29 protein-coding genes are annotated in these 26,962 nt (G+C 69.5%); 15 read left to right on the forward strand and 14 right to left on the reverse strand.

All coding sequences use genetic code 11. The annotated features are described in order from the left end of the window. Positions 1–110: 110 nt before the first annotated feature. The 7 genes from ACIBF8_RS30645 to ACIBF8_RS30675 all read right to left on the reverse strand — a co-directional run bounded on the left by ACIBF8_RS30645 (position 111) and on the right by ACIBF8_RS30675 (position 8,572). On the reverse strand, positions 111–1,895 hold the full coding sequence (locus ACIBF8_RS30645; protein ID WP_396787393.1) for an alpha/beta hydrolase: 1,785 nt from the start codon (positions 1,893–1,895) through the stop codon (positions 111–113). A 111-nt stretch (positions 1,896–2,006) separates the two neighbouring features. Beyond that, the gene (locus ACIBF8_RS30650; protein ID WP_396787394.1) at positions 2,007–2,993 is read right to left on the reverse strand and encodes a LuxR C-terminal-related transcriptional regulator; all 987 of its coding nucleotides are present in this window, start codon (positions 2,991–2,993) and stop codon (positions 2,007–2,009) included. 106 nt (positions 2,994–3,099) lie between these two features. Beyond that, entirely contained in the window at positions 3,100–3,570 is a 471-nt protein-coding gene (locus ACIBF8_RS30655; RefSeq protein ID WP_396787395.1) for a LamG-like jellyroll fold domain-containing protein, read from the reverse strand. Positions 3,571–3,580: 10 nt separating this feature from the next. Next, on the reverse strand, positions 3,581–5,503 hold the full coding sequence (locus ACIBF8_RS30660; RefSeq protein WP_396787430.1) for a Na+/H+ antiporter NhaA: 1,923 nt from the start codon (positions 5,501–5,503) through the stop codon (positions 3,581–3,583). Between the two features lie 57 nt (positions 5,504–5,560). Then, a complete protein-coding gene (locus tag ACIBF8_RS30665; protein ID WP_396787396.1) occupies positions 5,561–7,066 on the reverse strand; it encodes a tripartite tricarboxylate transporter permease in 1,506 nt (501 codons plus the stop codon). 20 nt (positions 7,067–7,086) lie between these two features. Beyond that, positions 7,087–7,548 (reverse strand): tripartite tricarboxylate transporter TctB family protein, encoded by a 462-nt coding sequence (locus ACIBF8_RS30670; protein ID WP_396787397.1) that lies wholly within the window; start codon positions 7,546–7,548, stop codon positions 7,087–7,089. A 1-nt stretch (position 7,549) separates the two neighbouring features. After that, positions 7,550–8,572: a tripartite tricarboxylate transporter substrate-binding protein gene (locus tag ACIBF8_RS30675; RefSeq protein WP_396787398.1), complete on the reverse strand. Its 1,023-nt coding sequence runs from the start codon at positions 8,570–8,572 to the stop codon at positions 7,550–7,552. Positions 8,573–8,717: 145 nt separating this feature from the next. Here ACIBF8_RS30675 and ACIBF8_RS30680 point away from each other — a divergent pair, with 145 nt between their 5' ends. After that, complete coding sequence (locus ACIBF8_RS30680; protein WP_396787399.1) at positions 8,718–9,401, forward strand: response regulator transcription factor; 684 nt, start codon at positions 8,718–8,720, stop codon at positions 9,399–9,401. Between the two features lie 6 nt (positions 9,402–9,407). Continuing rightward, positions 9,408–10,826, forward strand: a complete 1,419-nt coding sequence (locus tag ACIBF8_RS30685; protein ID WP_396787400.1) for an ATP-binding protein — start codon at positions 9,408–9,410, stop codon at positions 10,824–10,826. A gap of 23 nt (positions 10,827–10,849) precedes the next feature. Here the strand turns inward: ACIBF8_RS30685 and ACIBF8_RS30690 are convergent, their stop codons facing one another. Continuing rightward, complete coding sequence (locus ACIBF8_RS30690; RefSeq protein ID WP_396787401.1) at positions 10,850–11,794, reverse strand: TAXI family TRAP transporter solute-binding subunit; 945 nt, start codon at positions 11,792–11,794, stop codon at positions 10,850–10,852. Between the two features lie 300 nt (positions 11,795–12,094). On the opposite strand from ACIBF8_RS30690, the gene ACIBF8_RS30695 reads away from it, so the two are divergent. The 4 genes from ACIBF8_RS30695 to ACIBF8_RS30710 are packed head-to-tail and all read left to right on the forward strand — an operon-like array spanning position 12,095 to position 14,189. After that, the gene (locus tag ACIBF8_RS30695; protein ID WP_396787402.1) at positions 12,095–12,454 is read left to right on the forward strand and encodes a YbaB/EbfC family DNA-binding protein; all 360 of its coding nucleotides are present in this window, start codon (positions 12,095–12,097) and stop codon (positions 12,452–12,454) included. Then, positions 12,441–12,833, forward strand: a complete 393-nt coding sequence (locus tag ACIBF8_RS30700) for a type VII secretion target (protein WP_396787403.1) — start codon at positions 12,441–12,443, stop codon at positions 12,831–12,833. Before ACIBF8_RS30695 ends, ACIBF8_RS30700 begins: the two co-directional genes overlap by 14 nt. Then, positions 12,830–13,990: a WXG100 family type VII secretion target gene (locus tag ACIBF8_RS30705; RefSeq protein WP_396787404.1), complete on the forward strand. Its 1,161-nt coding sequence runs from the start codon at positions 12,830–12,832 to the stop codon at positions 13,988–13,990. Before ACIBF8_RS30700 ends, ACIBF8_RS30705 begins: the two co-directional genes overlap by 4 nt. A 1-nt stretch (position 13,991) precedes the next feature. Next, positions 13,992–14,189, forward strand: coding sequence for a DUF4926 domain-containing protein (locus ACIBF8_RS30710; protein ID WP_396787405.1), 198 nt, complete (start codon positions 13,992–13,994; stop codon positions 14,187–14,189). 66 nt (positions 14,190–14,255) lie between these two features. Here the strand turns inward: ACIBF8_RS30710 and ACIBF8_RS30715 are convergent, their stop codons facing one another. Next, a complete protein-coding gene (locus tag ACIBF8_RS30715; protein WP_396787406.1) occupies positions 14,256–14,507 on the reverse strand; it encodes a hypothetical protein in 252 nt (83 codons plus the stop codon). After that, complete coding sequence (locus tag ACIBF8_RS30720) at positions 14,504–14,806, reverse strand: DivIVA domain-containing protein (RefSeq protein WP_396787407.1); 303 nt, start codon at positions 14,804–14,806, stop codon at positions 14,504–14,506. Before ACIBF8_RS30720 ends, ACIBF8_RS30715 begins: the two co-directional genes overlap by 4 nt. Before the next feature lie 231 nt (positions 14,807–15,037). Between ACIBF8_RS30720 and ACIBF8_RS30725 the strand changes: the two genes are divergently transcribed. From ACIBF8_RS30725 to ACIBF8_RS30740, 4 genes are all read left to right on the forward strand, one after another. Next, positions 15,038–15,925, forward strand: coding sequence for a helix-turn-helix domain-containing protein (locus tag ACIBF8_RS30725; protein ID WP_396787408.1), 888 nt, complete (start codon positions 15,038–15,040; stop codon positions 15,923–15,925). After that, positions 15,918–16,121 (forward strand): DUF397 domain-containing protein, encoded by a 204-nt coding sequence (locus tag ACIBF8_RS30730; protein ID WP_396787409.1) that lies wholly within the window; start codon positions 15,918–15,920, stop codon positions 16,119–16,121. Before ACIBF8_RS30725 ends, ACIBF8_RS30730 begins: the two co-directional genes overlap by 8 nt. A gap of 50 nt (positions 16,122–16,171) precedes the next feature. Beyond that, a complete protein-coding gene (locus ACIBF8_RS30735; RefSeq protein ID WP_396787410.1) occupies positions 16,172–16,528 on the forward strand; it encodes a hypothetical protein in 357 nt (118 codons plus the stop codon). 208 nt (positions 16,529–16,736) lie between these two features. After that, positions 16,737–17,111, forward strand: coding sequence for a hypothetical protein (locus tag ACIBF8_RS30740; protein WP_396787411.1), 375 nt, complete (start codon positions 16,737–16,739; stop codon positions 17,109–17,111). 52 nt (positions 17,112–17,163) lie between these two features. On the opposite strand, the gene ACIBF8_RS30745 is transcribed toward ACIBF8_RS30740, so the two are convergent. Beyond that, positions 17,164–17,523 carry a cupin domain-containing protein gene (locus ACIBF8_RS30745; RefSeq protein WP_396787412.1) on the reverse strand — a complete coding sequence of 120 codons (360 nt, stop codon included), beginning with the start codon at positions 17,521–17,523 and terminating at the stop codon, positions 17,164–17,166. A 269-nt stretch (positions 17,524–17,792) separates the two neighbouring features. Here ACIBF8_RS30745 and ACIBF8_RS30750 point away from each other — a divergent pair, with 269 nt between their 5' ends. From ACIBF8_RS30750 to ACIBF8_RS30765, 4 genes are all read left to right on the forward strand, one after another. After that, positions 17,793–18,128: a nucleotide pyrophosphohydrolase gene (locus tag ACIBF8_RS30750; protein ID WP_396787413.1), complete on the forward strand. Its 336-nt coding sequence runs from the start codon at positions 17,793–17,795 to the stop codon at positions 18,126–18,128. Positions 18,129–18,341: 213 nt separating this feature from the next. Continuing rightward, the gene (locus ACIBF8_RS30755) at positions 18,342–20,177 is read left to right on the forward strand and encodes a DNA/RNA helicase domain-containing protein (RefSeq protein WP_396787414.1); all 1,836 of its coding nucleotides are present in this window, start codon (positions 18,342–18,344) and stop codon (positions 20,175–20,177) included. 73 nt (positions 20,178–20,250) lie between these two features. After that, on the forward strand, positions 20,251–21,087 hold the full coding sequence (locus tag ACIBF8_RS30760; protein ID WP_396787415.1) for an aldo/keto reductase: 837 nt from the start codon (positions 20,251–20,253) through the stop codon (positions 21,085–21,087). A 45-nt stretch (positions 21,088–21,132) separates the two neighbouring features. Next, complete coding sequence (locus tag ACIBF8_RS30765; protein WP_396787416.1) at positions 21,133–22,374, forward strand: hypothetical protein; 1,242 nt, start codon at positions 21,133–21,135, stop codon at positions 22,372–22,374. Positions 22,375–22,411: 37 nt separating this feature from the next. On the opposite strand, the gene ACIBF8_RS30770 is transcribed toward ACIBF8_RS30765, so the two are convergent. Then, positions 22,412–23,485, reverse strand: a complete 1,074-nt coding sequence (locus tag ACIBF8_RS30770) for an ABC transporter ATP-binding protein (RefSeq protein WP_396787417.1) — start codon at positions 23,483–23,485, stop codon at positions 22,412–22,414. Between the two features lie 101 nt (positions 23,486–23,586). Between ACIBF8_RS30770 and ACIBF8_RS30775 the strand changes: the two genes are divergently transcribed. Then, positions 23,587–24,699 (forward strand): RNA-guided endonuclease InsQ/TnpB family protein, encoded by a 1,113-nt coding sequence (locus ACIBF8_RS30775; protein WP_396787418.1) that lies wholly within the window; start codon positions 23,587–23,589, stop codon positions 24,697–24,699. A gap of 134 nt (positions 24,700–24,833) precedes the next feature. Here the strand turns inward: ACIBF8_RS30775 and ACIBF8_RS30780 are convergent, their stop codons facing one another. Then, the gene (locus ACIBF8_RS30780) at positions 24,834–25,937 is read right to left on the reverse strand and encodes an ABC transporter ATP-binding protein (protein ID WP_396787419.1); all 1,104 of its coding nucleotides are present in this window, start codon (positions 25,935–25,937) and stop codon (positions 24,834–24,836) included. Then, entirely contained in the window at positions 25,934–26,911 is a 978-nt protein-coding gene (locus ACIBF8_RS30785) for an ABC transporter permease (protein ID WP_396787420.1), read from the reverse strand. The genes ACIBF8_RS30780 and ACIBF8_RS30785 overlap by 4 nt, the downstream gene beginning before the upstream one ends. Positions 26,912–26,962: the final 51 nt, after the last annotated feature.

Below are 26,962 nucleotides of genomic sequence, written 5' to 3' on the forward strand. Positions count from 1 at the left end.
CACCAGGTCGCGCCGTCTTCCCCTTACCAACTTTTTGGGGGGGGGGGGGGGGGGCCCCCGGGGGGGGGGGGGGGGGGGGGGGCCCGCCCCCCCCCCCCACCCCCGACCGATCACTCCGGGTACGAAGGACCCGGCTCGGTCCGCAGCATCCGCTTGAGCATGCGGTTCGCCGACCGCATGTCGTCGGTGATCAGGCGGGTCCGCACGGTTCCCTTGCCGGTCAGCTTGCCGCCCACCTCGAACACCGCCGTCTCGCCCGGCAGCGGCACCGCCTGGCAACCCGTGTACGTCTCGGTCGGCAGGCGGCCGTCGAGCAGGAAGGCGTACACCGGGTCGTCCACGCACGGCGTGTAGTACGGGAAGACACCGTGGCTGCCCTCGTTGTCGACGCTGATCATCGACGCTCCCGGCAGCTTCTTCGACGCCTCCAGCGCACCCTCGTACGCCGTGGCGACATCGAGCTCGTCCTGGAGCATCAGCACCTTCGGGAACGTCTTCCGGTCGAACGTCGGCATCCGGTTGCTCGTCGGCCAGTACGCGCAGGCAGGCGGGTTCTGCTGGTACGGCGCGACCAGCGGGGCGTCCCGGGTCAGTCGCCGGCTGAACGCGTTCCAGTACGCGACGCTGTCGTTCCACTGCCCGTCCTGGCAGCGGATCACCTCGAAGACGTAGTCGATGTCGTACGTGTACTCCTCCGCGGCCTGAACCAACCGGGCCCGGTCACGCTGCGTCTTCAGTTGCGCCTCGGCGGAGACCCGCGCCTGCTCGATGTACGCCCGACCGTCGGCGGTGATCCCCGGTGCCGCGCGCAGCTTCGCGCTGGCCGCGGTGAGGATCTGCTCGGGCGTCCAGCCGTTCCACTCCTCGTAGTACTGGATCACGGTGTTCACCGCCGACGCGGCGACCGGGTAGTTCTGGGTGTCGTAGAGAGCGCCGAGGATGAACCAGCCGAACATGAACGGGCCCATGCCGACGCGGGTGCCGCCGGCCCGCTCGAACATCTCCCGGATCTTCATCGGGTCGGTGCCCCGGCCGTACAGCTCGTCGTGGCGTGCCATGTACGGCAGCAACTGCTCCTGGAACGCCCGGTCGCGGGTGAACGGCTGCAGGTCCCAGGTCTTCTGCAGGGTGGGCGAGCCGACCGCAGCCACCGAGTCGAGCACCATCCGGCCGGTGCGGCTGCCGAACGTCGCCGCATACCAGGTACCCAGCCAGGTGCCGTACGAGTAGCCGAGGTAGTTGAGCTTGCTCTCGCCCAGCAGCACCCGGATGAAGTCCAGGTCGTAGGTGGTCTGCTCGGTGGTGATGTACTTCGTCAGCTCGGTGCTGCGGCAGCCGGCCACGTTGGCCCGGGTGACCAGGTCGTTGGTGTTGTCGGTGTCGCGGTAGGTAACCGTACAGAGCAGCGGGGTGCTCTGCCCGACACCACGCGGGTCGAACCCGATCACGTCGTAGTGCTCGGCGAGGGCGGGCGCGGACCTCGCTACATACGGCGCCAGCGACAGGCCGCTGCCGCCGGGGCCACCCGGGTTGACCAGCAGGATGCCCTTGCGGTCACTGCCGGAGGCGACGGTGCGGCTGATCCGGACCTGGATCGTCCTGCCGTCACGGGGGTTGTGCCAGTCGCGCGGCACCGTGACCGTCGCGCAGGCCAGCCGCAACTGCGCCTCGTCCTCGGCGCCGACGTCGGGCAACCCGCACGGCTCCCAGGAGAGCCGTTGGGTGGCGAGCGTCGCGGCCAGGGCCGCGGTGTCCGGCTCGGCCGCCTTCGCCGCCGCGGCCGGGGTCACGCCCGTACCGCTGCTCAGGACGGCCGCGACCAGGGTCGCGGCGAGGATGGCGGCCGGCCGGCGCACCCGACGTGGGTGGCGCGAGCTGGTCGTGAGGTGGGGCATGGTCCCGTCCTCTCGTGGAGCGGTTGATCAAGTGGCTCCACCCTGGACCAGGAGTGTTTCGCGACGACTGCCCCCGGTTGACGAAGACCAGCCATGGCAGGATCCGGCCAGTCACAGCCAGCCGCGGCGGCTGGCCTGCACGCCGAGCTGGAACCGGCTGCGCGCGCCGAGCAATTCCTGCAGGCGGCTGACCCGCCGGTGCACGGTCCGGTTGCTGACGCCGAGGTCGCGGGCGATGGCCTCGTCGGTGAGACCCGCGGTGAGCAGGGCGAGCAGCCGCTGCGTGGCGGCCGTCGGCTCGGCGTCCGGCTGAGCGGCGTCGGTGGTGGCGTGGATCGGCGCGCCCAGTCGCCAGAACACCTCGAACAGCTCGGAGAGCCCGTCCAGCAGGCGGGAGCGGTGCACCAGCAACGCGTCGGTGTCTTCCCCGCTGCCGCGCGGCAGGATGACGAGGCCACGGTCGGAATCGGTCAGCATCATCTTCAGCGGCAGCTCCGGGAAGACCCGCGCCTGCTCACCCGCCGCGACCGCGGCGCGTACCGCGGCCAGCATCGCCTCGTCGTGCAGCAACTCCCCCTCGTAGACGCAGCGATAGCGCAGGCCGCGACGCAGCCCGTCGTACTGGACCTCTTCCGGAACCCGGGTGGTGTCGCGCAGGTACGGCCCGCGTTCCAGACCGCGTACCTCCGTGCGGGCACCGGCCTGGAGCTGACGGAACAGCTCGCGGGCAGCGTGCTTGCCCTCGACGACCTCGACGAACGCGGCACCGGTGCCGTGGACCGCGCTGTAGAGACCGGACAGCGTCTCCGCCGCGGCACGCGCACGGGCGGCCTCCATCTCCCGCTGCGCGGCCCAGTTCTCCAAGGCGGTGCGCGGCGGTCGGACGTGCAGCACGCCGGCGGTGTCGCGGTGCACCGCGCCGCTGCTCAGCAGCCCCGCGAGCGCCCGAGCGGCCTGCGGTGACGCGGTGGCCAGGAACTCCGGCTGCGCCACGGGCGCCACTCGCAGGAGATCGCGGTAGACGTCCGCGGCGTCCGGCGGGAGTGGGAGCGATTCCACGTCGAGGTCGGAGGCCACGACGAAGGGATCGGTCCGCATGCCCGGATCGTAAGGCGCGTGAGTGGCGGCGGTCCACCAGGCCGGGCGGGACGGGGCTGTCGTGGTGCGTGTGCACCGCGACAGCCCCGTCCGTCAGACCCGACCGCTACCGACCCGAGGTGTACAGCGCGTCGACCTCGGCCGCCCCCAGCGCGCGGTCATAGACGTGCACTTCGTCGAGGGCACCCCGCCAGTAGTCCACCGGGTTGCCGCCGAAGCGGCCACGGCCGATCACCAGCGGGCCGATGGACTCGGTGCCGGAGCAGGCGTCGACCTGCCGGGCAAGCTGCCCGTCGACGTAGAGCCGCAACTGCCCGGCGGACGCGTCACGGACGCCGACCAGGTGATGCCACTGACCCGGCAACGGGGTCATCGGGGCGACCGCGCGCAAGCCGGCGAAGCTCATCGCGAAGCTGCGGTTCTCCCCCGAGTACTGCAGGAAGAACGCGCTCAGCTCGACGCCGTTCTCCCGCTTCAGCTGCACCTTCGGGAACAGTGGGCTGCCCAGCAGCAGCTCCGCCCGACCCGGCGTCTGCGGAAAGACACCCATCGCGGCGAACACGTACCAGGCGGACATGGTGCCGAGGTCAGCTCCCCGGTCCGCCCTCGCGGCGGGGGCCGGCATCCCGACGGTGGTACTCGGGTTGGAGCTTCGCGCTGGCGAACGCCGCCTTCACGGCCGCCGAGAGCGCGGCGATGTCGTATGCGCCGTGGTGACGGCGGCCGTTGATGAAGAAGGTCGGGGTGCCGGTGACGCCGCTGAGGTCGGCGGAGTCGACGTCCTCGGCGATCCGGTCGACGCCCATCCGCTGCACCATGTGCTCCCGGAACCCGTCCATGTCCAGGCCGAGCTGTTCGGCGTAGCCGAGCACGTCGGGGGGATCGAGTGCGTCCTGGTGGGCCAGGAGCAGGTCGTGCATCTCCCAGAACGAGCCCTGCTCCCCCGCCGCCTCGGCGGCCTCGGCGACGAGTTGGGCATGCGGGTGGACGTCGGTGAGTGGCAGGTGCCGCCAGACGTAGCGGATGTTGGCGAAGTCGGCCAACAGCTCCCGGACCACTGGCTCGGCCTGCCCGCAGTAGGGGCACTCGAAGTCGCCGTACTCCACCACCGTCACCGGCGCGTCGACCGGACCGCGCATGTGGTCGCGGTCCGGATCGACCGGCAGCATCAGGTCGACGATGCTCTCGGTGACACCCAGCAGCGCCCGCGACCGCCGGGCCGGCGAGAGTCGCCCGACGGAACGGAACAACAGCCAGGTGACGAGCGACGCGCCGAATGTCGCGACGATGATGCCGAACTTCGCCTCGTCCAGGGCGGGACCGTCCAGCGCATGGGTGGCGATCAGGAGCGCGACGGTGAACCCGATGCCGGAGATCGTGCCGACACCCGCGACGGCGAGCCAGCCCACGGGTGGCCGGAACCGGTTGCCGCTCAGCCGGGCCACCAGCCACGCGGTGGCCGCGATCCCGACCGGCTTGCCGACGACGTACGCCACCACGACGCCGAGCGTGACCGGGGAGGTCACGGCCCGGGCCAGCAGGTCGCTGTCGATCACGATACCGACGTTGGCCAGCGCGAACAGTGGGACGATCACGTAGCTCGCCCACGGGTGGTAGAGCGTCTGCAACCGCTCGTTCGGCGACAGCGCCGAGGTGAGCCCGGCCCGCGCCATCCGGGCGAGCTGCGGGGTGGGCTGCTCCCGGAAGAGGCGGAACTGGTCGCTGGCCCGCTGCAGGTCGACGCGGCCGGGAGCGTAGGCGTAGGTCAGCAACCCCATCACCAGGCCCACCGCCACCGGATCGACACCGGACATCGAGACGGCCAGCCAGGCCGCCACCCCCAGCACCGCGTAGACCGGCCCGAACCGCACCCCCCACGCCCGGACGAGCAGGACAATGCCGAAGATCACCGCCGCGACGATCAGCGCCGTCAGCGAGGGGTGATGCGGGTACGCGACGGCCAGCACCGCGATCGCCACCACGTCGTCGACGACGGCGACGGTCAGCAGGAAACCCCGCAGCCGTTCCGAGAACCGTGGCCCGAAGACGGCCAGCGCGCCGAGCGCGAGCGCCGTGTCCGTGGCCATCACCGCACCCCAGCCCGCAGCGGTGGTGCGCCCGGCGTTGATGGCGAGGTAGATCGCGATCGGCACGAGAATGCCGCCGAACCCGGCCAGCATCGGCAACGCCAACCGACGCCGCTCCCGCAGCTCGCCGATGTCGAACTCGCGGCGCAACTCCAGCCCCGCGACCAGGAAGAAGAACGTCATGAGGCCGCTGTTGACCCAGGTACGCAGGTCGTGTGACACGGACCAGTCGCCGAGCTGGACCGCGAACGAGGTGCTCCAGAGCGACTCGTACGACGACACGTGCAGGTTCGCCCACCCGAGAGCCACCACCGCGGCGACCAGCACCACCCGGGCACCGCCGGTCTCGGTACGCAGGAACGCGCGCAGCGGGGCGTTGAACCGCCCCTCCCAGGCGGTGCGGCTGGCCCAGCCCCGGCGCATGTCGTCGCTCGTCACGGGACAATCTTCGTCGACCTGACCGTCACGTGGTCCGGATTGCTACTCATCCTCGGCGAACACGACGGCCCGACGCTGACGGATCGTCGGGATAACGGCGACGACGAGCGCGGCGAGGGCCAGGACCAGCAGCGCAGCGGAGATCGGTCGGGTCAGGAACACGGACGGATCACCCCGGGAGATGATCAAGGCGCGGCGCAGGTTCTCCTCCAGCAGCGGGCCGAGCACGAAGCCGAGAAGCATGGGTGCCGGCTCGCAGCCACATTTGATCAGGAGGTAACCCAGGATCCCGAAGAACGCGATCGCGTAGACGTCGTACGCGTTGAAGCTCAGCGAGTAGGTGCCGATCGCGGCGAACAGAATGATCATCGGAAACAACACCTGGTACGGGATGCGCAGCATACGCACCCAGAGGCCGATCAGCGGCAGGTTCAGCAGCAGCAGGAGCACGTTGCCGATCCACATCGACGCGATCAGCCCCCAGAACAGCGCCGGCTCGTCGTTGATGACGTCCGGGCCCGGGGTGATTCCGTGGACGATGAACGCGCCGATCATCAGTGCCATCACCGGGTGGGCGGGCAGACCCAGGGTGAGCAGCGGGATGAACGACGTCTGCGCGGCGGCGTTGTTCGCCGACTCGGGGCCGGCGACGCCCTCGATCGCACCACGCCCGAACTCCTGCGGCCGCTTCGAGAGGCGCTTCTCCACGGCGTACGAGGTGAACGAGGCCAGCACGTGGCCGCCACCGGGCAGGACACCGAGGCCGGCGCCGAGACCGGTGCCCCGCAGGATCGGGGCGACGATCCGACGCCGGTCCTCGCGGGTCGGCCAGAGATTGGTCACCCTGCTGACGAGCGCCGCGCGGGTCTGCTCGTTCTCCAGGTTGCGCAGGATCTCGGCCACCCCGAACAGGCCCACGGCGACCGACACGAAGTCGATGCCGCCGTACAGTTCGCGCTGCTCGAACACGAAACGGGGCGTACCGGTGTAGAGGTCCTGGCCGACCGTGCCGAGCAGCACGCCGAGCGCGATCATCGCCAGTGCCTTGAGCGCCGTGCCCCGCGCCAGCGCGATCGACACGATCAGCCCGAACAGCACGAGCGAGAAGTAGTCGGCCGGACCGAACCTCAACGCGACACTGGCCAGCGGCGGTGCCGCGGCGGCCAGCACCACGGTGGCGACCGTACCCGCGACGAAGGACCCGATCGCCGCGGCCGCCAGGGCCGGGCCGGCCCGACCCTGGCGGGCCATCTCGTGCCCGTCCAGCGCGGTGACCGCCGCGGACGACTCACCGGGCAGGTTGATCAGGATGGCGGTGGTGGACCCGCCGTACTGCGCCCCGTAGTAGATGCCGGCCAGCATGATCAGCGCCGTCACCGGCTCGAAGCTGAACGTGATCGGCAGCAGCATCGCCACCGTCGCGGTCGGCCCGATGCCCGGCAGGACGCCGACCGCCGTCCCGAGCAGCACTCCCACGAAGCAGTAGAGGACGTTCTGGACCAGGAGTGCCGTCGAGAAGCCCAGCGCGAGATTGTCGAGAAGTTCCATGCCTCAATCCGGATGCCGCGTCAGAACCCCAGCCACGGGCCCCAGAGCGGGATCCGCAGCTGAAGTCCGACGACGAAGATGAGCGTGCTGGCCACGGTCAGCCCGGCGGCCACCGCCACCGCCGTGAGCAGCCGTACGCGGGCGCTGGCCAGCGTGGTGAGCAGGGCGGTCACCGCCGTCGTCGGGACGAACCCGAGGCGACGGATGGTGAATCCGAAGAACAGGACCGCGAGCACGATGACGGCGACCGCTCGCCACGGAACCGGCCCGAACGAGACCACCTCACCGGCGATGAGCCCCTTGCCGACGATCGCCAGGCCCAGGGCGACCACGGCCGCGCCGGCCAGTAGCGGGAAGGCGCCGGGGCCCATCCGCGTCGGGGTGCCCAGTTCGTAGCCGAGTGCCCCCACCACGAATGCGCCACCGATCAGGACGAAGACTCCCCCGGCCAGCACGTCCGGGTACGACCGACGACGCTGCACCTCAGGAAACCTTGACCCCGGAGTCGGCGATGATCTTCGCCCAGGTGCCGATCTGCTCGTCGAGCTTCACCCGGTGCGCCTCTGGGGTGGCGTCCTGGGCCGGAACGGGCGCGGTGCCGAGCTTGGCCATCTGGTCGATGACCCCCTGGTCGGCCAGCGCCACCTTCAGCGCCTCGGACAGCTTCTGGACGATCTTCTGCGGAGTGTCGGCCGGAACGTAGAGACCGTGCCACACGCTGACCTTCAGCTGCGGCAGCCCGGCCTCGGTGGTGGTGGGCAGGTCGGGAAGGCTCTTCACCCGCTCGGGGGTAGTGACCGCGTACGCCTTCACCTTCCCGGCGGCGATCTGGCCGCTGGTGTTGGTCGTCTGGTCGCACATGAAGTCGACCTGGCCGCCGACGAGGTCGGTCAGCGCGGGCCCGGTGCCCTGGTACGGAACCTCCTGAAGCTTCACACCGGTGGTGGTCTGGAACAGCATGCCGCACAGGTGCGACGCGGCACCGATGCCGGCGTTGGCCAGCGTGACCTTGCTGGCGTTCGCCTTCACGTGGGTCACCAGGTCCGGGAGCGTCGCGGGTGGGAAGTCCTTACGGGCCACGATCGTCATCGGCACCTCGGTGACCAGCCCGACCGTCTCGAAGTCCTCCAGGGGCTGGTAGCCCAGGCTCTTGTACAGCGCGGGTGCCGTCGACATGCCGATGTGGTGCATGAGCACGGTGTAGCCGTCCGGCTTGGCCCGTGCGACCTCGCCGGCGCCGACGGTGCCGCCGGCACCCTCGACATTCTGGACGACGATCTTGCCACCGAGCTTCGCGGCCATCGGCTCGGCGATCATGCGGGTGACGGTGTCCGTGGGGCCGCCCGCGCTGAACGGCACGACGATCGTGATGTTCTCATCCGGGTAGCTGTCGGCGTCGCCTCCACCGGTGACGCCTCCGTTACTGGAACAGGCGGCGGCGAGCGCGACGACACCGATCGCGGCGATCATCCGCGCGGTGGCCCGGTACCTGCTGGTCGTACGCATACGGCGGCCTCCCCATCAGCACATGGACATTGCTCGGTGCGTGAGTGGACCCCAGTCTCGGCTGGTCGGGGCATGGATGGTGTCAGAAAAATCCCAAGAAGCAGGGCCGGCACGAGCGCCGGACTGGGCCGTACAATCCGCTGGTATGCGGATAACCGTCATCGAGGATGACGACCGCGTGGCGCGGGGTCTGGTCACCGTCCTGACCCAGGCGGGCTTCGAGGTCCACCGGGTCGCCACCGCCGCGGAGGCCGTCCGCGCCGCGCCGTCCGACGTGGTCCTCGTCGACCTCGGTCTCCCCGACGGCGACGGGCTCGACGTGATCCGCAAGCTGCGGGACCACCCGCAGACCGCCGTCATCGCGGTGACCGCGCGATCCGAGGAGCACGAACGGGTCCGTGGCCTGCGCGCCGGCGCCGACGACTACATCGTCAAACCGTTCGGCATCCCGGAGTTGCTGGCCCGGATCGACGCCGTCCTGCGGCGTACCCGGGCCGCGCGTGCCGTCGGCCGCCCGGACGAGCCGCTGGTCCTCGGCCCGATGGGGATCAGCGTCGGCACCCGCGAGGTCACCGTCGACGGCACACCCGTGCCGCTGACCCGCAAGGAGTTCGAGCTGCTCCTGCTCCTGGCCCGCCGGGCGCCCAACGTGGTCAGCCGCGATGTCATCCTCGACCAGATCTGGGGTGCGACCTGGGAGTCGTCGAGTCGTACCCTGGACACCCACATCGCGGCGCTCCGGCACAAGCTGGGGCCGGGCGTGGTCATCCGCACGGTCCACGGCGTCGGCTATCGGCTGCTGGCCGACCAGCCGGAGCTGATCGGTTGACGCGCCGTGCATCGCCGGCTGCTCGTCGTCCTGGTCCCCCTGGCGGTGCTGCTCGTCGCGGCACTCGGGGTGCCGCTCAGCGTGACCGTCGCCGAACGGGAGATGCAGGAGACGTACGTCAACCGGCTCAACGACGTCGGTCGGTTCGCCTCGCTGGCCGAGACCGCGCTGTCGACCGGGCGGACCGAGGCACTGCAGCAGGAGCTGACGCGCTATCACGAGCTCTACGGCATCCCGGTCGCTCTGATCGACACGTCGGGCACGGTGCTGCTCGGACCGGCCGACGCGTACCAGGAGGCGGCGCACGCTGAGGCGGCGTTGCCCCGGATCGTGACCGCGGCACTCGCCGGCGCGCGGTCCGAACCGTCCGGGGAGTGGGCGCCGTGGGACGACTCGGCACTCGTCGTGGCCGAGCCGGTCGGCCGGGACAGCGAGGTCGTCGGGGCCGTGGTGACGATCTCCGACCTGGCCAAGACGCGCGAGCTCATCCTCGTCCGCTGGGCCTGGCTGGCCGGGCTCGGGCTGCTGCCGTTGCTCGCGCTGACGGCCGTCGCCTGGCCGGTGTCCGCGTGGGTGCTGCGGCCGGTGCGGAAACTCGACGCGGCCACCGGGCGGATCTCCGAGGGTGACCTGACGATCCGCGCCGACGCCGAGGCCGGCCCGGTCGAGCTGCGCAGGCTGGCACGGTCGTTCAACACCATGATGGACGCGGTCGAGAACGCCGTGCAGCGACAACGCGCGTTCGTGTCCGACGCGTCGCACCAGCTACGCAACCCGTTGACCAGCCTCCGGCTCGCCGTGGAGAGCCTCGCACCACACCTGCGGTCCGAGGGCGACGGGCAGCAGGTGTACGACATCGCCGTCGACGAGCTGAAGGCGATGCAGCGGATGCTGAACTCGCTCCAGGCCAGTGCGCGGATGGAGAGCATGCGAAAGGCGTCACCGGTGGGCCTCGACGAGGTGTTGGCGACCCGGGTGGACCGGTGGCGGGCACTGACGGCCACGGCCGGGCAGGCGCTGGCCGTCGACGTACCCCCGGGGTTGCGGTTGTTGGAACCGCCCGGCGGCCTGGGCAGCATCCTCGACGAGCTGATCAGCAACGCGCTGCGACTGTCGGACGCGGGGGTCGTGGAGGTGGCCGCACAGGTCGTGCCGGCGGGTGCGGTGGTCACCATCGTCGTCCGCGACGATGGTCAGGGTATCGACGTGTCCGAGCGGGCCCAGGCGTTGCACCGGTTCTGGCGGTCGCCACGGCACCAGAACGTGTCCGGGACCGGCCTGGGGCTGGCGATCTGCGCCGACCTGATCGGCGCGGCCGGGGGTGAGCTGCGGTTGGAGGAGGGCCTGCCGCGTCCGGACGGGTCCGGGCACGGGCTCGCCGCGGTGGTGGTGTTGCCGGTCGCTCCCGCGTCAGCGCCGGTCTGACGAAGGCGGCCCCTGCGACCGGGTCAGCGTTTGCGGTCGCGGAACCAGGCCGCCGCGCCCGGGTGGAGCGGGACCGATGCGGTGGAGATCCCGGTCCGCACGTTGATCTGCCACGCCTCGGGAAGGGCCTCGGTGTCATCGCGGCTGGCGGTGGTGATCGCGCCGGTGTGCGTGAAGACCGTGTCGGTGATGGCGTAGACCAGCTCGTCGGGCAGGTCGTCGCGCGCGAGCAGCACGTTCGGTACGGCCACGGTCCGGGTGGCCGGGACGCCGGCGTAGGCAGCCGCGTGGATCATGGCCGGGGCGTAGGGACCCGGGTATACCGTGAAGAGCCCGTCGGCCTGCGCGTCCAACGGAATCAACCGGATGGGGTGTCGCTGCGCCAGCTCGGTGATGGCGGGTGTCGGAACGCCGGTCAGCGAGAACATCGCGTCGATCGTGCCGTCGCGCAGGGCCGCCGCCGACTCGGCCTGGCTGAGATTCCGACTGTCGGCCTGCACCGGACTGAGCTTCAACACCCGCAGCGACGTGAACTCGGTGCCCGAGTCGTGCGCGCCGAGGGACAGACGCCTGCCCTCGAGGTCCCGGAACTCGTCGATCGCCGAACCGGCCATGACCACGAGATGCAGGTGGCTGTCGTAGAGCCGGCAGATCGCGGAGAGCCCACCGGGCGCGCTGCCGTCGCTGGTGATCAGCGCGTCCAGGCTGGTCAGTCCGAGGTGCACCGCGCCGGCCCGCAGCATCCGGATGTTGTCGGTGGACGCCCCGCTGGGCACGGTGGTCACCGTGGCGCCCGGCACGCGCGCGGTGATGTGCTCGGCCAGCGCACCGCCGATGCGCCGATAGACCGCCCCGGCCGGCCCGGTCGCCAGCCGCAGCTGGACCTCGCCAACCTCAGGCTGCCGCGAGCACCCAACAAGTAACCCGCTGCCGGTCAACAGCACCGCCCGCCGACTGAACCGCCCCATGTCGAGATGGTACGGACGACGGCCTCCCCCGCCGCTCCCACTGCGCCGATCTTGCACTTTCTGTCGTCGAGATGCGGGATTCTGCGTCATTTGTCGCGACAGGAAGTGCAAGATCGCGGCACAGCTTGGTCGATCATGGAGTTGTGGTGCCTGGTTTGGCGTGATGACGGGTGCTTTGCCGCCCACCACAACTCCATGATCGACGAGGCGGTGGGTGGGCATGCACGCAGCGCCACCGGTTGGTAGCGTGCGGGTGATTCGCCGGTTGCCGCCGGCAGTGGTCCCCTGGGGAGGGTCGACATGTGGGCGGACGACGCTGCGCTGGACGCGGCCGGGCGCCGGCTCGACGAGTGGGAATCATCGCTCGCCGAGCGGGCGGAACGAGCCAAGCGGCTGTCGACGGCGATGCGGAGTCTGACCGGGACCGCCCGCAACGCCGACCGGACAATCGACGTCACCGTCGACTCGACCGGCCTGCTGATCGACCTGCGGCTCGACGAGCGCATCCGGCAACAGCCCGCCGCGCGCGCCGACCTGCTCCGACAGGTCGGTAACGTGACGGCGGAATCGCTCGGCGACGACCCGAGCGCCCAGGCCATCATCGACTCCTACCGCAGCCGACTCCTCCCCGACCAGGGATCAAACGATGCCCGCCGGTAACGGCATCCAGGTCGACCCGGACGACCTGACCGCCCACGCCGCGCGCCTCGATCGCAGCGCCAGCGGCATCGACACCGCCAAGCAGGCAGGCCAGCACGTCCGGTTGGGCACCGACGCGTACGGGCAACTCTGCGCGATGATGCCGGTGCTGCTCGACGGCCTACAACGGACCCTGGTCGACGGCATCGGCGCCGCCGCCGCGTCGGTACGGGACACCGCCGGCAAGCTCCGGGTCGGAGCGGACCGCTACCGAGGCTCCGACGCCCACGCCAAACAGTTGCTCGACGGGGTGCGGGAGCAGCGGCTCGACGGGTTGCCGCCGCACCCGCTCGACGGGGTGCGGCAGCAACCGCTCGACGGGGCGCGGCAGCAACCGTGACGTCCAACCCGCTCGTCGCAACCGCTGCGGACACCCCGCCCAGCGCCTGGGCGGGAATCTGGATCTGCGAGGACATCGAACTCATCGCGCAGGGCGTCCGCAACGGCAGCTGGATCGACGGCAGCCTCGGCGTCGTCAGCGCGGGCCTGGACACCCTCGCCTTCGTCTCCGATCCGGTCGGCGCCCTGCTCCAGTACGGCCTCGCCTGGCTCATCGAACACGTCAAGCCACTCAGCGAGGCGCTGGACTGGCTCGCCGGCGACCCCGCGCAAATCACCGCACACGCTCAGACCTGGCGCAACGTCGCCGGCTCCCTCCGCGACGAGGCCGCCGAACTGGCCCGCGCCGTCCGCAACGACGTCGCCGGCTGGGGCGGCAGCGCCGGCCCCGCCTACCGGGCCTGGGCCAACGAACAGCAACAGGCCATCACCGGCCTCGCCCAGGGCGCCGACACCCTGGCCGCGATCACCGAGGGCGCCGCCGGCCTGGTGGCCGCCGTCCGACTCCTGGTCCGCGACGCCATCGCCACCTGCGTGTCCCGCATCATCGTGTACGCGGGCGAACTCCTCATCACCGGCGGACTGGCCGCGCCGCTGGTCGTGGAGCAGGTCACGACCTTGGTCGCGTCGTGGGGAGCACGGATCGCGCGGCTGCTGCGGGGGCTGCTGGCCAGCCTGCGGCGGTTGATTCCGGAGATCCGCCGGCTCGGCGACCTGATCGAGAAACTCAAGCAAGCGTTGGGCCGACTCCAGAAGCAGTCACCCGCTCCGCAAAAGCCCGACGGCCCAGAGCAGACCAAGATTCCGGCCGACCCCATCCGACCGGACTTCACCAAGGTCGAGATCGACTCGCGGAAGATCACCGCCTACGCCATGAACCCGGACCACCCCGTCGGCAAGAACAAGTATCGCGTCATCAACTCCGCCACCGGGCTCGGCCCGGACGACGCCGACGTGATCTTGCAGCAAATCCGCGATGGTGTAGTCGCCGGCAAGCCTTCGCTAGGCAAGGCGGACGAGTTCGGGCAGCGGTGGTCGGTGGACCTTCCCCTGACCGGACCCGGGGGCACGGTCACCGTCAGGACTGCCTGGATACTGGAGAACGGAGCCTCTGCACCTCGCATGGTGACCATCTCATTCCCGCCTAAGGAAAGATGACATGTTGGAGTTGTACGACGTGGTTGCTCTCCGCGAAGCCATTCCGGAAGAACAACTACCCCCCGGGGCAGTGGGAACCGTCGTTCACATCTTCAATGGCCCCCCGGCTGCGTACGAGGTCGAGTTCGCCGACGCCGACGGCCGCACCATCGCTATGGTCACGCTCCGGGACGACCAGGTAATACACCAAGGCGGGTAGTTGGTCGGTGCGTCACGTAACGTCGCAGATCGCGATCATGCTTCACCAACGCCTGGAAACGCCGGGTCACCGGCGTAGGCGGCGGGAGCAGGGGCCGTCGTGGCCGTCACGGAGCAGGCAGCGCCGGCCGCCCTGCATCCGCAGGTCGCAGAAGACCCGGTGGCGGAGCAACTGATGGTCCTCTTCGGAGACGGTGGACTCCCCCGGGTCGGTCATCGGCAGCACCAGCATCCACCGGCCGATGACCCGGGCCAGGCGTTGCGCGGCGGGCAGATCGGTGGCTACCACGGGCAGGTGGATGACGTACCGCTGACTCATCGGGCCTGGTCCCGCTCGTTGCGGGCGCGGGCCTGGTCGGCCTGCCAGCGACGCAGCCCGTCCTTGACCCGAGCGGTCTCGCGGCGACTCTCGGCGAGAGCTGCGTAGACGGCGGCCATGTCAACGGCGACCCGGTCGAGGAAGGCGTACACGTCGTCGGGGTTCAGACCGCGACGTCCGAGCCCGACCGCCGCGAACCGGCGCTCACGCACCTGCCACGGCAACAGGCTGGTGTACGCGGCGGACCGGTAGGTCGCGCCACCGTGCGGCGGTTCCGGTCGCTGGTTTCTGGCGTTCATGTCTGCCTGCCTTCCTGATCGGAGGGGCGAGGGGCGGTCGTGGAAGCACGGCGGCCGCTCGGGGGGACCGGACGACCGCCGCGCTGTGACCAGCCTGCGACAGTCCGCAGCGGAAACGCAACGTTCCAGACCGCAATTTCGCTGGCATGCATTGACTTTCTTTGCTGAAACCCGTAGGAGTTGCAGGAGCAGGTCACGCAGTGTTGCGTGGTGGAACCAGGGAGTGTGCGGATGCCCGAAGACATCGGATCGACCGTGCCGCGCCGGCAACTCGGCCGGCTGCTGCGACAGTTCCGCAACGAGGCTGGCGTAACGCTCGACGCCGCCGCCGAAGCCCTCGAATACAGCCGGCAAAAGATTTGGCGCCTCGAATGCGGCCAGGGCTCGGTCCGTGTGCTCGACGTCAAGGCGATGTGCGAGCTGTACGGAGTGTCACCCGAGATGACCGAGGCGATGCGCGGGCTGGCCGTGGAGACGAAGTCGAAGGGCTGGTGGCACGCGTACGGCGATGCGGTGCCGAGCTGGTTCGAGCTGTACGTGGGCTTGGAATCCGCCGCTTCCCGCCTCCGTCGTTACGACGAGTCGCTCATCCCGGGGATCCTGCAGACCAAGGAGTACGCCCACGCGCTCTATCGCCTTGGCGGGATGCTGAGCGAAGAAGATCGCGAGCGGGCGGTCGAGGTCCGACTCCAACGGCAGGCATTGCTCTTCCGGCGACTGCCGAGCGCTCCCAGGCTGGAGTCCGTACTGTCTGAGGCCGTTCTCCGCCGTGGCGTCGGCGGGCCGGTGGTCATGACCGCGCAGCTCGATCACCTAACCAAGCTGTCCGAACTGCCGAATGTCGGCGTCAGGGTGTTGCCACTGTCGGCGGGACCGCAGCCTGGCGCGGTTGCGGGGTCGTTTGTGATCCTCGACTTTCCGCCGACCAAGGGCGGTCGCGCCGCGCCGGAACCGTCGGTGATCTACAGCGAATCGCTGACCGGAGCGCTCTACCTCGACAAGCCCGACGAGTTGGCGGTCTACGAGCGCGTCTGGAGAGGGCTGGATGGGCTGGCCCTCGGCGAGGCAGAATCGAAGGACATGATCAAGAGGATCGCTGGGGAGATGCGGCATGACTGACCTGACCGGCGCCGTCTGGCGCAAGAGCACCCGCAGCGGCGACAATGGCGGCGACTGCGTCGAGGTCGCCACGAATCTTGCCGAAGTCGTCGCCGTTCGCGACTCGAAGGATTCCAGGGGGCCACGGCTCACCTTCACCGCCGAGGCATGGACCGACTTCATCGCGGATGCCAAACGTGGAGGAAATGTCAGCTAAGTTCGGCTTCGCCCCGGCACGAGTACGGCGGCCGCCATGCGATCGGCACAATGTCAGTCGAGGCGGATCGGCAGTTGGCCACCTACCTGGCCGGGGTGCAGGCGGGCGAGCCGCCGTGCATCCGCGCGCACGGCAACGACGAGGAGATCGGTGACGCCGAGGCCGGCGCCAAGGACTGGGGCTGGACCTACAAGAAGCTGGCCAAAATGCTGGCCACCCACCTGACCGCCACCCCGAGCGTCGTCCTGATCCGGTCGTGCGCCGAAGAAGTGACCAACTTCCCTACTCAAATGGCCGTCCGCCTCGAATCGAACTGGCCGGGCGCGAACCACCTCGACGGGGTCGTCATCTACGGCTACAGCACATCAGTCAAGGTCAGCACACCCGTCCCCTCGCCGCAGCACTGACCAAGAACGTCCAGGTCCAGCCGGTCATCGGCTCGTTGTGAAGACTGCTGCACCTAACAATTCATTCGGTACGGCGATTTCTCTCAAGCTGACGCATGCGCACGGTCTCGTGGAGTGCGTCGGTACCAGGGTGGCGCGGACGCTGGTTGGTGTGCCTTCGTCGGCGGTGCCCCCAAGAACACGCTGCCGCTGAAAGCGTTTTGCCCTCGTGACCACACGTGAGCAACATCCTGCTCCGATCCCGATGCAGTCGGTGTACGTCGGACCCCAGGCGGTGCTCGTACCTCAGAAGTCTGCTGGTGCTGCCGTCGCCCTTGAGCTGATCCTGGGCCTCTTCGGCATCTTCGGTGTGGGCAACCTGTATGCCGGCCGAACGGCCTTTGGTGTAATGCTGATGCTGTCCTTCTGGGGGCTCTTCTGGATCAACTTCTTCCTTCTCTTCGCTGTCATCGGAATCGTGACGATGCCACTGACCTGGATCGCATACATGGTTCTAGGCCCCCTGCTCGCGGCCCGTGGCGTCGAGCGACACAACACCAGCGTTGTCGTCGCCACCCACGCCGCGATCACGCACTCGTACTGAACTCGCGTGCTAGCCGGGCGCTCTACCTCGACCAGCCCGACGAGTTGGCTGCCTACGAGCGGGGCCTGAGTGGGGCTGGATGGGCCGGAGCGCGCGAGCCGTACGCCGGGCCGAAGATCACCAGCAGCGCCAGGTCCTCGGTCACCTCGTCGAACCGGTGCTCCTCGCCGGCCGGCACGAAGATCACCGAACCCGGGCCCACCTCGGTTGCGCCGTCCGGGGTCACGATCCGGGCCTGCCCCGCGGTCACCACATAGATCTCATCCTCGGTGTGCGGGCTCTGATCGTCGAGACCGCCCGCCGGGATGCAGTACGTTCCCACCGACAGGTCCGGCATTCTCAGGTGTTCGACCCAGTCGTTGGCGCCATCGGTGGGCGTGGTCCACCGACCCGCGCCTTCGATAATCAGCATGGCGAAAGCCTAGGGCCCGCTGATGCCGCAACCGATTCAGCTCCGAGGCGTCGGCGACGACTTCGACCTGGGCACGTAAGCCAGCTGACCCGGCCATTCGACCCAGCGGCGCGCCGCTGGGTCAGGGTTCACCTTCGAGTCCGAGACTCCGCCGTGTGCCCGGCGCATGCTGCCGCCGGCCACCCCTGGCCTCGCCGGCGGCTGAGGGGACGGCAATCGGTCTGCCGTCGACGCAAGTTGCTGGCACGCGGGTCTGCGATGCTCCAGGAATGGACGACCTGACAGGCCGCGTACGGGAATTCGCGGAAGAACGGGACTGGCAACAGTTCCACACGCCCAAGAACCTGGCCATGGCGCTCGCTGGTGAGGTCGGTGAGCTTGTCGCCGAGTTCCAGTGGCTCACGCCGAAGCAGTCTGAGGCGGTCATGTCCGACCAGGACGCGGGTAGCCGGGTGCGTGCCGAGATCGGCGACGTCATGATCTATCTGACTCGGCTCGCCGATGTGCTCGGCATCGACCTGGTAGAGGCAGCTCTCACCAAGCTCGAGGATTCGGCTCGCCGCTACCCCGTCGAACTGGCTCGCGGTTCGGCCGCGAAGCGGTAGCCGCTGGCAGCGTCAACATGGCGCTCAGTTGATCTCTTCGCTACAGTCCATCACTGTTAGAGCGCGTCACGACGGGCTTTCGGCGGCTGCCGGACACGCCCCCCATGCGCACGATCACTTCGTGCTGCCCGGGGGCAAGTGTTGTCAGCGTTCCGCACGTCCGCCGATGGTCTGCTGCGCCTCAGTGGCGTCGGCGTGCTCGCAGACCGGATCGTGGAGCAGATCGGTCGCAACGTGAGCCCGGCAGAACGTCGTTCCTGGTCGAAGAGCCTGACGGTGCTGGGGCAGGATCTCGCCGACGCGGGCCTGGGCCAGGTGGAGATGCTGGTCGAGTATCAGTTGCCGCTGACCAGCAAGCGGGTTGACGTGGTGCTTGCCGGCGTTGACCCCCGAACGTCCGACGATTCCTACATCGTCGTCGAGTTGAAGCAGTGGTCCTACGCCGAGTCGCACGAGGGTTCTGACACTCTGGTGGCAGTGGAGCACGCGCGTGGCCCACGGCTCCACCCCGGTGTTCAGGTTGAGCTGTACTGCGAGTACCTGACGGATTTTCTCGGCATTCTCGCCCAGCATCGGAACCCGGTTCGTGGGGCGGCATACCTGCACAACGCGACCGACCGCGACATCCGTGACCTGTTCGAGCGGCAGGCGACCGAGCAGAGCAGGATCTTCACCAAGCAGCGGCGGGGCCAGTTCCTCGATTATCTCCGTACCCACCTTGCCCCGGCCTCTGGCGCCGGCGCGGCTGACCGGTTCCTCACCAGCTCGGTTCGGCCCAGCCGGCACCTGCTGCGGTACGCCGCCCAGGAGCTGAAAGATCGGTCAAGCTTCACGCTGCTGGATGAGCAACGCGTGGCGTACGAGTTGGTGTTGCACGCAGTGGAGAAGGCGCGATCGGCGGACCGTAAGTCGGTCGTGGTCGTCTCGGGCGGACCGGGCAGCGGAAAGAGCGTGATCGCCCTGTCGGTGCTGGGCGAGTTGGCGCGCCAGAACCGCTCCGTGATGCACGCCACGGGCTCACGGTCGTTCACCCAGACCTTGCGGCGGTACGCCGGCAAAGGCTCGACCCGGCTGAAGAATCTTTTCGGGTACTTCAACAGCTTCATGGCCGCCGAACGCAACGGTCTGGACGTCCTGATCTGCGACGAGGCACACCGCATCAGGGAGACCTCCGTCAACCGGTTCACACCGAAAGCCCGGCGGGCGGAGCCTCGTTCGCAGATCGACGAACTCATCGGCGCGGCCCGTGTGCCCGTCTTCCTGCTCGACGAACACCAGGTGGTGAAGCCGGGCGAGTTGGGCAACGTCGAGGTCATCTCGTCGTACGCGAAGCAGCTCAAGCTTGACGTCGAGGTCGTGTCATTGCATGGCCAGTTTCGCTGCGGCGGCAGCGAGACGTATGAGGAATGGGTCGTTGACCTGCTCGGTCTCGATGGCGGCGAGCCGTCGGTCTGGACCGGTGATGGGAAGGTCGACCTACGTCTCGCCGAGTCGCCAGAGGAGATGGAAGCCTTCCTCTTCAGCAAGCAGGCGCCCGGTACGACCGCCAGAATGTCCGCCGGGTACTGCTGGCCGTGGAGCGATCCGCGTCCGGATGACAGTCTGGTGCCGGACGTGCAGGTGGGCGGGTGGTCGCGACCCTGGAACGTCAAGAGCGACCGCAGCGTCGGCGAGGCGCCCGGCAGCGCGTTCTGGGCCACCGACCCCAACGGTTTCGGCCAGGTGGGCTGCGTCTACACGGCGCAGGGCTTCGAGTACGACTGGTCGGGGGTCATCATCGGGCCGGACCTGGTCGCCCGGGACGGCCGGCTGTTAACGCGTCGCGAAGAGTCGAAGGATCCAGCGTTCCGCAGTCGCAAGGCGGTCAGCGATGCTGAAGCGGATCTGCTGATTCGCAATACCTACAAGGTCCTGCTGACCCGCGGGATGAAGGGCACGATCGTCTACTCCACGGATCCGGAGACGCGGCAGTACCTGGCCTCGATGGTCAAAATAGTCCGGCCGGTCGAGACGGTCTACGAGGCGGCAGCCGAGAGCGACGTGGGCTGATCGATCGGTTGGGCTCGGCGCTCAGACGTGTGCGGGTAGGGTCCAGTCACGGTCGACGAAAGGTAGATCAACCATGGCTATCCCTCACCTGACGGCAGCCGACGGGACCACCCTGCCGGCGATTGGGCTCGGCACGTACCGGCTGAACGGCTCGGCGGGTGCCGACGCGATCGGTCAGGCGATCCGGGCGGGTTACCGGTTGCTCGACTCGGCGGTGAACTACGAGAACGAGGGCGCGGTGGGCCGGGCGGCCCGGTCGGCCGGCGACGTACGCGACGAGTTGATCGTCACCTCGAAACTGCCGGGGCGGCACCACCGCTACGACGAGGCGCTGACCACCATCGAGGAGAGTGTGTTCCGCACCGGCCTCGACCGGGTCGACCTGTACCTGATCCACTGGCCGAACCCGAAGGTCGACCTGTACGTGCAGGCGTGGCGGGCGCTGATCGAGGCGCGCGAGCGCGGGCTCGTCCGGCACATCGGGCTGTCCAACTTCCTGCCCGAGCACATCGAGCGGCTGGTGGCCGAGACCGGGGTCGCCCCGGTGGTCAACCAGATCGAGGTGCACCCGTACTTCCCGCAGCAGGAGGCGATCGACTACCACCGGGAACACGGGATCCTGGTGCAGGGCTGGAGCCCGCTCGGCCACGGCAACGACCTGCAGGAGCACCCCGTCATCGTGGAGATCGCGACCGCTCACGGCGTCAGCCCGGCGCAGACGATCCTCGCCTGGCACGTGGCCCGCCAGGTGATTCCGCTGCCCAAGGCCGCCTCGCCGCAGCGGCAGGCCGAGAACCTGGACGTCTTCGGTATCAAGCTCACCGACGCGCAGGTCGAGGCCATCACCGCGCTGGGCCGCCCGGACGGGCGGCTCGCGGACCAGGACCCGGCGGTGTACGAGGAGTTCTGACGAACCCTCCCCGCTGACTGTCGGTGGAGTGGGAGAGCATGGGGCGTGCTCGACGGACTTGATGACATCGACTGGGCGCGGCTGGGTCACGCCTATGGGGCGGCCGACGACGTGCCCGGCCAACTGCGCGCCCTGCTCTCCCCCGACCCGACCACCCGGGACGAGGCCCTGGGCGACCTCTACACGAACGTCTTCCACCAGGGCAACCGGTTCGAGGCGAGCGCGTACGCGGTGCCGTTCCTGTTGGAGATGCTCGCCGACCCGGCCACCCCGGACCCGGCGGCGGTGCTCGGGCTGCTGAGCAGCCTGGCCGTCGGGTTCGACGAGGGTTTCCTGCCGGAGGGTTTCCCGGTGGCCGAGTATCGCCGGGCCGCCGAGGGCGGGCGCGAACTGCTCGCCGCCAAGCCGCCGCCGTGGACCGGCAGCGACGAGTCGAAGAAGGAGTACGTCGAGTACACGTATGTCGAGTCGCTGTCCACAGCGGAGCAGGGTCGGCTGTGGGCGTACGTCGAGGTGGCCGTCTACGACGCGGTACGCGCCGGGGTTCCCCTCTTTCGCACCCTGCTGACGCACTCCGATCCGGGTGTGCGGACGGTCGCGGCGTACGCCCTCGCCTGGTTTCCGGAGGAGGCCGAGGGCAGTGTGTCGGCGCTGGCCGGCGCGCTCGACGCCGGTCGGCAGTCGGGCGTGGAGTCGACCCCCGGCGAGCTGGCGACCATGCTGGTGGCGTCGGGGTTGCTGGGTGCCGCGCCGGACGTTCGTTGGTTGGCCGATCCGCGCCCGGTGCTGCGCTGGGCCGCCGCGATCGGTCGGGTCCGGGTCCTCGGCGCGGCGGCCGACCCGGCGACCGTCGAGGAGCTGTTGAGGTGGGCGTCGGCGCCGCTCGACGACGCCGGCGCCGAGCCGGTCGAGGGTGAGTGGGTGCCGTTCCTCGACGGTGATCGCGGTGGCTACGCGGGCCTCGCCCTGCGGCAACTCGGCCCGCAACACGAGGACCGTGCCTTCGACGCGCTGCTGCACCGGCTGCCCACCGTCAGCGGCGAGCGGTCGTTGACGGTGCTGGGTGTGGCGCTGCGCCTCGCGTTCCCGGACGGTCCGGCAGCGGCGGGGACGTCGGTCGCGGCGTTGGCACCTCGGCAGCGGCGGCTCGCCGAGGTGCTGGGCCGGTCGACCGAGCCGTGGCTGATCGACGGGCAGGAGTTCGGCAACGTGGCCATGCTCGTCGCAGAGTACGGCCTGCCGGGGAGCCGCGAGGCGATGCTGGCGTACCTCGGACGCCTGCCGTAGCCGGCCCGACACCGTCACCCGGGCCAGCGGTGGTGTCTCAGGCCACCTGCGCGGCGGCCGGCTCGTCGTCCAGTGCTCCCGCGAAGTGGCACGCCGCCGCCTGCCCGGTGCTCACCTGCAGCAACGGCGGGGTGGTGGTGGCGCAGACCTCCTCGGCCTTCCAGCAGCGGCTGCGAAACCGGCATCCGGTCGGCGGGTCCATCGGGCCCGGCACGTCGCCGGCCAGCCGGATCCGCGCCTTGGGCGCCGCGCCGCGCGCCACCCCCAAATCGGGTACGGCGGAAAGCAGCGCCTGGGTGTACGGGTGCTGCGGCGTGCCGTAGAGCGCGTCCCGGTCGGCGATCTCAGCGACCCGACCGAGGTACATGACCGCCACCCGGTCACAGAAGTGTCGCACCACGCCCAGATCGTGCGCGATGAAGACGAACGCGATGTTGAACTCCTTGCGCAGGTCTTCGAGGAGGTTCATCACCTGCGCCTGGATCGACACGTCGAGGGCGCTGACCGGTTCGTCGGCGACAATCACCTTGGGCTGTACGGCCAGCGCGCGGGCGATGCCGATGCGCTGCCGTTGGCCGCCGGAGAACTCGTGCGGGTACCGGTTGTAGTGCTCGGGGTTGAGGCCCACCACCTCCAGCAACTCCCGTACCCGGTCCAGCTCCTTGCCCTTGGGCACAAGGTTGTGCACGCGCAGGGGCGCGCCGATGATGGTGCCCACCGTGTGCCGCGGGTTGAGCGACGAGTACGGATCCTGAAAGATCAACTGCAGCTCCCGCCGGTACGGCCGCAGGTCCCTCTCCTTCAGGTGCGTGATGTCGGTGCCCTGGTAGAGGACCTGCCCGCCGGTCGGCTCCAGCAGCCGGGTGATCAGACGTCCGGTGGTGGTCTTGCCACAGCCGGATTCGCCGACCAGACCGAGCGTCTCGCCCGCGCGCAGTTGCAGCGACACCCCGTCGACGGCTCGGATCCGGTGCGCGTCGCGGCCGAACCATCCGTCGCCCCGGGCGGTGAAGTGCATCTCCAGGTCCCGCAGCTCCAGCAGCGGCGCCCCAGGTCCCCCCGGCTGCTCGGCGGGCACCGGACGGGTCGCGGTGTCGGTGGTGGTGGTCATCAGGATCGCGGCGTGGAAACCCGGCCGGTTAGGGCCGGGAGGTAACGCCGCTCCCTCCCCTCGATGCTCGTCTTGCGGGATGGGTGGATAGGTTGTGAGGCGTGGGTGAGGTGGTGAAGCGGGCGTACAAGTACCGCTTCTATCCGACGCCTGAGCAGGCCGATCAGCTCAACCGCACCTTCGGGTGTGTGCGTAAGGTTTACAACCTCGCCTTGGAGGCGCGCACCCGCGCGTGGGCCGTTGACCGGCAGCGCAGCACCTATGTGCAGTCCTCGGCGTGGCTGACCGAGTGGAAGCGCACTGAGGAGTTGGCGTTCCTCAACGAGGTCAGCTCGGTGCCGTTGCAGCAGACGCTGCGGCACCTGCAAGCCGGGTTCGCCGCGTTCTGGGACAAGCGCTCGCGCTACCCACGTTTCAAGTCCAAGCGCAAGTCCCGGGCGTCGGCGGAATACACCCGCTCGGCATTCCGCTGGCGTCACGGGCAACTCACCCTGGCCAAGATGGACGCCCCGCTGGGCATCGTGTGGTCGCGGCCCCTGCCCGAAGGGGCCGAACCGTCGACGGTCACGGTGTCCCGCGACGCGGCCGGTCGGTGGTTCGTGGCCCTGCTGGTCGGCGATCCCACCGTCACGGCACTGCCGTCGCTGTCCACGGCGGTCGGGGTGGACGTGGGCATCACGAGCCTGCTGACCTTGTCCACCGGGGAGAAGATCACCAACCCGCGTCATGAGCGCGCCGACCGGCGCAGGTTGGCCAAGGCGCAGCGGAACCTGTCTCGCAAGGGCAAGGACACCAAGAACCGCGCCAAAGCCCGGCATGCCGTGGCCCGCATCCACACCCGCATCGCCGACCGGCGACGGGATCACCTGCACAAGCTGTCGACTCGACTCGTCCGCGAGAACCAAACGGTCGTGATCGAAGACCTCGGTGTGCGCAACATGCTGCGCAACCACAGCCTGGCCCGCGCCATCTCTGACGCGGCGTGGACACAGTTGCGCAGCATGATCGAGTACAAGGCCGCCTGGTACGGGCGGAGGGTGATCGCCGTCGACCGCTGGCATCCGAGCACGAAGACCTGCTCGGCGTGCGGGCGGATCAACACTGCGATGACTCTCGGCGTTCGCGCCTGGACGTGTCCCGGCTGTGATGCCGTGCACGACCGGGACGTCAACGCCGCTAGGAACATCCTCGCCGCCGGGCTGGCGGAGAGGTGAAACGCCTGTGGAGGGCCGATAAGACCCGACCCGCGAAAGCGGCGAAGGCGCGGCCCGGTGAAACAGGAACCCCCTCGGGCGACCGAGGGAACCCCCGCCCTTCAGGGCGGTGGGGGATGTCAACTCGTGCTCCTTCAGGGCAACCGGGGCAGGATGTCGGTCTCGAAGATCCCGGCCGGGTCGGGCAGGTGGCAGCGGGAGGTCCGGGTGGTGTCCGCCGTGCGGGAGCGCAGGTCGGGTAGGTCGACGGCGCAACCTTGCACCCGGCCCGCGAACTCGCAGCGCGGGTGGAACGAGCACCCGGTGGGCAGCGCGAGCAGGCTGGGTGGCGTGCCGGGAATGGGGTGCAGCCGGGCCGGTTCGCCGGAGACCGCCGGGATGCTCTCCAGCAAACCCCAGGTGTACGGGTGCAGTGGCCGGCCGAGGATCGACGCGGCCCGGCCGTACTCGACGCCGCGTCCGCCGTACATGACGAGCACGTCGTCGGCGATCTCGGCGACGACGCCGAGGTCGTGAGTGATGAAGAGGACCGCCGAGCCAAAGTCCTGCTGCAATTCCATGATCAGGTCGAGGATCTGCGCCTGCACGGTGACGTCGAGCGCGGTGGTGGGCTCGTCGGCGATCAGCAGCTTGGGGTCGTTGACCAGGGCCATCGCGATCATCGCGCGTTGCCGCATGCCGCCGGAGAACTGGTGTGGGTAGTCGTCCAGGCGACGGCGCGGGTTGGGGATGCCGACCCGGCCGAGCATGTCGATCGCCCGGTCCCGGGCCACCCGCTTGGACACGCGGTGGTGCGCCCGGTATGCCTCGATGACCTGGTCACCGACGGTGAAGTAGGGGTGCAGCGACGACTGGGGGTCCTGGAAGATCATCGCGGCGTTGGCTCCCCGCCGCTTGCGAAGCTCGGCGGGCGGCATGCCGACGATCTCCTCGCCGCCGACCCTGATCGAGCCGGTCATCCGGGTGCTGCGCGGGTCGTGCAGGCCCATGATGGCCATGCTGGACACGCTCTTGCCGGAGCCGGACTCGCCGACCACGGCGAGGGTACGGCCCAGCGGCAGGGAGTAGCTGAGCCCCTGGACCGCCTGCACGAGCCCGTCGGCGGCGGGGAAGCTGACGGTGAGGTCGGTGACCTCCAGGTAGGACTGCCCTTCGGCGCGGTCGCCGGTGACCCGGCGGGCGCGGGAGACCGTCTCGGGCCGTCGGTTCGGAGTCGACAGCAGTTGCGGTTCGGTCATCCCAGCCTCACTCGCGGGTCGAGGATCGTGTAGAGGATGTCGACGAGCAGGTTCATCGCGACCAGCACCACCGAGCCGATCAGCACGCCACCCATGAGCACCGGCAGGTCGTACTGGTTGAAGGCCCGCAGGGTCAGCACACCGAGGCCGGGCAGCCCGAACATCGCCTCGGTGAAGATCGCGCCGGTCAACTGGAATGCCAGGTCGAGGCCGAAGATCGTGGCGATCGGAGTGATCGCAGCGCGCAGGCCGTGGCGGTAGACCACCCGGCGTTCGCTGATGCCCTTCGCGCGGGCGGTGCGGATGTAGTCCTCGCCCAGCGTTTCGATCATCGACGCGCGGGCGTAGCGGGTGTACGAGGCGGCGTTGGCCAGACCGAGCGTCAGCCAGGCGGCCAGTAGCCCGGTCGCCCAGGTGAGCGGGTTTTCCAACAGCGGGTGGTAACCGGCGTGCGGCAGGAACGTCGCGTAGAGGGAGACGAGCAGCGCCACCACGAAATACGGCACGGCGTTGATGCCGAGCGAGGTGCCGACCATGAGCCGGTCCAGGTAGGTGCCTCGTCTTCGGGCGGCGATGATGCCGCCGAGGATGCCGGCGATCAGGTACACCACCGCGCCGCCGAGGACGATGGAGACGGTGACCGGCAGCGCCTGCCCGATCAGCTTGGTCACCGGCTGGCCGAGGGTGTACGAGTAGCCGAGACAGGGCGCGTCGCACTCGATGGTGAGCCCACCGGAGTGGTACGTGCGCCCGACCGACAGACCCTTGAGATAGTCGCCGACCTGCTGCACGACGGGCTCGTCGAGGTTGAGGCTGGCGCGGATGTCGGCGTAGCGCTCCGGGGTGCAGCGCTGGCCGCAGATCGTCCCGGCCGGGTCGGTGGGCGCGACGAAGAACAGCCCGAAGCTGGCGACAAGCGTCACGATGACGACGGAGACCGCGCTGGCGATCCGTCGCAGGATGTAGATGAGCACCGCCGAGGCTCCTGGTGGCAGCGGGCCAGGGCTGGGAGCCCAAGCCGGAAC

It is taken from the genome of Micromonospora sp. NPDC050276 (genome assembly GCF_044459545.1).
GTDB lineage: Bacteria > Actinomycetota > Actinomycetes > Mycobacteriales > Micromonosporaceae > Micromonospora.

Excerpts from the sequence above, each read along its gene's own strand:
- ACIBF8_RS30735 (WP_396787410.1), top strand. The coding sequence starts at position 16,172 with ATGTCAGTCGAGGCGGATCGGCAGTTGGCCACCTACCTGGCCGGGGTG.
- ACIBF8_RS30715 (WP_396787406.1), bottom strand. The coding sequence starts at position 14,507 with ATGAGTCAGCGGTACGTCATCCACCTGCCCGTGGTAGCCACCGATCTG.
- ACIBF8_RS30680 (WP_396787399.1), top strand. The coding sequence starts at position 8,718 with ATGCGGATAACCGTCATCGAGGATGACGACCGCGTGGCGCGGGGTCTG.
- ACIBF8_RS30700 (WP_396787403.1), top strand. The coding sequence starts at position 12,441 with ATGCCCGCCGGTAACGGCATCCAGGTCGACCCGGACGACCTGACCGCC.
- ACIBF8_RS30695 (WP_396787402.1), top strand. The coding sequence starts at position 12,095 with ATGTGGGCGGACGACGCTGCGCTGGACGCGGCCGGGCGCCGGCTCGAC.
- ACIBF8_RS30660 (WP_396787430.1), bottom strand. The coding sequence starts at position 5,503 with ATGCGCCGGGGCTGGGCCAGCCGCACCGCCTGGGAGGGGCGGTTCAAC.
- ACIBF8_RS30665 (WP_396787396.1), bottom strand. The coding sequence starts at position 7,066 with ATGGAACTTCTCGACAATCTCGCGCTGGGCTTCTCGACGGCACTCCTG.
- ACIBF8_RS30725 (WP_396787408.1), top strand. The coding sequence starts at position 15,038 with ATGCCCGAAGACATCGGATCGACCGTGCCGCGCCGGCAACTCGGCCGG.
- ACIBF8_RS30745 (WP_396787412.1), bottom strand. The coding sequence starts at position 17,523 with ATGCTGATTATCGAAGGCGCGGGTCGGTGGACCACGCCCACCGATGGC.
- ACIBF8_RS30655 (WP_396787395.1), bottom strand. The coding sequence starts at position 3,570 with ATGTCCGCCTGGTACGTGTTCGCCGCGATGGGTGTCTTTCCGCAGACG.
- ACIBF8_RS30750 (WP_396787413.1), top strand. The coding sequence starts at position 17,793 with ATGGACGACCTGACAGGCCGCGTACGGGAATTCGCGGAAGAACGGGAC.
- ACIBF8_RS30720 (WP_396787407.1), bottom strand. The coding sequence starts at position 14,806 with ATGAACGCCAGAAACCAGCGACCGGAACCGCCGCACGGTGGCGCGACC.
- ACIBF8_RS30760 (WP_396787415.1), top strand. The coding sequence starts at position 20,251 with ATGGCTATCCCTCACCTGACGGCAGCCGACGGGACCACCCTGCCGGCG.
- ACIBF8_RS30780 (WP_396787419.1), bottom strand. The coding sequence starts at position 25,937 with ATGACCGAACCGCAACTGCTGTCGACTCCGAACCGACGGCCCGAGACG.
- ACIBF8_RS30690 (WP_396787401.1), bottom strand. The coding sequence starts at position 11,794 with ATGGGGCGGTTCAGTCGGCGGGCGGTGCTGTTGACCGGCAGCGGGTTA.
- ACIBF8_RS30650 (WP_396787394.1), bottom strand. The coding sequence starts at position 2,993 with ATGCGGACCGATCCCTTCGTCGTGGCCTCCGACCTCGACGTGGAATCG.
- ACIBF8_RS30645 (WP_396787393.1), bottom strand. The coding sequence starts at position 1,895 with ATGCCCCACCTCACGACCAGCTCGCGCCACCCACGTCGGGTGCGCCGG.
- ACIBF8_RS30770 (WP_396787417.1), bottom strand. The coding sequence starts at position 23,485 with ATGACCACCACCACCGACACCGCGACCCGTCCGGTGCCCGCCGAGCAG.
- ACIBF8_RS30710 (WP_396787405.1), top strand. The coding sequence starts at position 13,992 with ATGTTGGAGTTGTACGACGTGGTTGCTCTCCGCGAAGCCATTCCGGAA.
- ACIBF8_RS30675 (WP_396787398.1), bottom strand. The coding sequence starts at position 8,572 with ATGCGTACGACCAGCAGGTACCGGGCCACCGCGCGGATGATCGCCGCG.
- ACIBF8_RS30730 (WP_396787409.1), top strand. The coding sequence starts at position 15,918 with ATGACTGACCTGACCGGCGCCGTCTGGCGCAAGAGCACCCGCAGCGGC.